The sequence below is a fragment of the Streptomyces sp. MBT65 genome (genome assembly GCF_016612545.1).
Taxonomy (GTDB): Bacteria; Actinomycetota; Actinomycetes; order Streptomycetales; family Streptomycetaceae; genus Streptomyces.
The window spans coordinates 1-1,914 of the sequence record NZ_JAENRY010000725.1 but is presented as its reverse complement, the minus strand read 5'-3'; the positions used below and the strand labels follow the sequence as shown (position 1 = coordinate 1,914).

Below are 1,914 nucleotides of genomic sequence, written 5' to 3'. Positions count from 1 at the left end.
GTCCCGGGTGTCGAAGTCGCCCTTCTCCCGGGCCTTGCGCAACAGCGGCGGCAGCACGAGGTTGGCGTACGCGTCCCGCTCGTCCACGGCCCTCAGTGCCTCGAAGGCGAGGAAACGGACGGGGTCCTTCTGCGGCCGGCGGTAGGGCTTGCCGGGCTTACGGGGTCGAGGGGACTGCTCGCTCACGAAAAAGGTGCTCCGGATTTCTGGCTGAGATGTGCGTCCAGCGTACGTCGCACGGACACGAACGCGCGCTGGGCGTCACGCCTCTCAGCTCCCCACGCTCTCCCCCGCGCCGATCCGTGCCCCGCGCGCCCAGTCCGCCGCCCGCATCGGCTTCTTGCCCTGCGCCTGCACCCACAGCAGCTCGACGGCGTACGAACCGGTGCCCACGTACACATTGTTCTTGCCGACCGCGAGCGCCCCGGGCGCGAGGTCGGTCCGCTCCGGCACGGTCCGGACCCGCTCGCCCCGGAACACGGTCCAGGCGCCCGGGGCCGGAGTGCACCCGCGCACCACGCGATCGACCCGCAGGGCAGGAGCCGTCCACTCCACCTGGGCGTCCTCGACGTTGATCTTCGGAGCGAGGGTGATGCCGTCGCCGGGCTGCGGTACGGCCTTCAACGTCCCGTCCTCGATGCCGTCCATGGTCGCGGCGAGCAGGCCCGAGCCGGCGAACGCGAGCCGGGTGAGCAGGTCGCCGCTGGTGTCGGTGGGGCGGATCTCCTCGGTGACGGTGCCGTAGACGGGCCCGGAGTCGAGTCCTTCCTCGATCAGGAAGGTGGAGGCGCCGGTGATCTCGTCGCCGGACATGATGGAGTGCTGCACGGGGGCGGCGCCGCGCCAGGCGGGGAGCAGCGAGAAGTGCAGGTTGACCCAGCCGTGGGCGGGGATGTCGAGGGCGACGCGGGGCAGCAGGGCGCCGTAGGCGACGACGGGACAGCAGTCGGGCGCGATCTCGCGCAGCCGCTCCAGGAACTCAGGGTCGCGCGGCTTGACGGGCTTCAGCACCTCGATGCCCGCCTCCTCGGCCCGCTCGGCGACGGGACTCGCCACCAGCCGGCGCCCGCGCCCGGCCGGCGCGTCGGGCCGCGTGACGACGGCGGCCACCTCGTGCCGCCCGGAGGCGATCAGGGCGTCCAGGGCGGGAACGGCGACCTCGGGGGTACCGGCGAAGACGAGCTTCATGGGAGGGTTCGGGCCTCTCGGGCGACGGTGGGCGGGCAGCGCACCAGTCTATGGCGCGTCCCGGCCCGAGCGCCCGGCGGCTCTCGTCCGTCAACTCACCGACATCCGCAGCGCACACCGGTTCAGCGGGGGCGTACGCATATGCCCCTACGCCCCCGTTGCGTGACCAGCGGAGCGTACAGGCGTTGGTCAAGAAAGAGTTGACCTCTATGGGCCGCATTCGCGCGGCCCGATCGATCCTTTTCAACGCCGGTTCGAGAGGCTTGTTCATGGCCGACCACGCAACCCACGACGCCCAGGCTCGGGCCAGCCTGCACTTGCTGGTGCGGGACATCGAGCGGGTCCGCCGGCAGGTGGACGCACTGCGCACGCTCACCGCCCAGCTCGGCAACGTCTACCGCCCGCGCCGCTCCGGCCCCTCCACGGGCTTCGTCGTCTACGGACGCGCGCCCGCCCCGACGGTCCGCCTCGCGCAGGAGCTGCGGGACAGCGTCGAGACCCTGGTCACGGCCGCGGTGGACTTCGACCGCTCACTCGGCTTCTCGTGGGACGCGGTGGGCTCGGCCCTCGGAGTCACCAAGCAGGCAGTGCACCGCCGCTACGGCGCCCGCCGCGCCGCGACCCAGGCAGCGGCCGACGCCGAGCGCACGACGGAGGCGGCGAGCGCCCGCCCGGTGGGCGTGAACACCGGCCTCCCCACGATGCCGGCGCTCCCCACCCTCCCGC

Annotated in this window: 2 protein-coding genes and 1 pseudogene; 1 reads left to right on the top strand and 2 read right to left on the bottom strand. The window is 72.8% G+C overall.

The window, feature by feature from the left end:
* Together JHN63_RS51820 and fmt are read right to left on the bottom strand one after the other, a co-directional pair.
* Positions 1-186: pseudogene (locus tag JHN63_RS51820) on the bottom strand (rRNA cytosine-C5-methyltransferase); the annotation flags it as partial.
* 84 nt (positions 187-270) lie between these two features.
* Entirely contained in the window at positions 271-1,188 is a 918-nt protein-coding gene (fmt, locus tag JHN63_RS51815; RefSeq protein ID WP_200692046.1) for a methionyl-tRNA formyltransferase, read from the bottom strand.
* Between the two features lie 269 nt (positions 1,189-1,457).
* Between fmt and JHN63_RS51810 the strand changes: the two genes are divergently transcribed.
* On the top strand, positions 1,458-1,914 hold a 457-nt coding region (locus tag JHN63_RS51810), incomplete at its 3' end, for a hypothetical protein (RefSeq protein WP_200692045.1).